Annotated in this window: 1 protein-coding gene; it reads right to left on the bottom strand. The window is 37.3% G+C overall.

Going from position 1 to position 408, the window contains the following annotated elements; genetic code table 11:
* A partial coding sequence (locus D9V41_RS17970; RefSeq protein ID WP_166376104.1) for an endonuclease/exonuclease/phosphatase family protein occupies nucleotides 1-408 on the bottom strand: 408 nt, incomplete at both ends.

Below are 408 nucleotides of genomic sequence, written 5' to 3'. Positions count from 1 at the left end.
TTTATAGCGGTTTGTATTTTTTCATTATCTTCTATGCTTATGTTTGGACTTCGATATACTAACCCTACTGTTAACGTTGAGTTTCCGGTAACTATGTTACACCAAACAGCTTCTTCACAATCTGCTTCTTTTTCTAATATTATTTCATAAGCCTGAATGGATTCTTTAATATACAAAATAACTCCACCTCCCCTTCTTCCTATTCTGTCTTTCCTAAACATTACGTAGCCAGGCAGTCCCAGTTCGGCATCTGATATCTCTTTGTTGGCCCATGATTCAGTTATCCCTATAATGTGAGGGTCAGTATCTTCTACCATAATGTTTAGTTCATTTCTTTTGTTTACTATGCTCCTTGCATTTACGCAAACACATTTATACCCGGCTTCAGTACAGTTTTCCAGGCTGACC

It is taken from the genome of Aeromicrobium phragmitis (assembly GCF_003674095.1).
Classification (GTDB): Bacteria; Actinomycetota; Actinomycetes; order Propionibacteriales; family Nocardioidaceae; genus Aeromicrobium; species Aeromicrobium phragmitis.
This window is presented reverse-complemented; position numbering and strand designations above follow the sequence as displayed.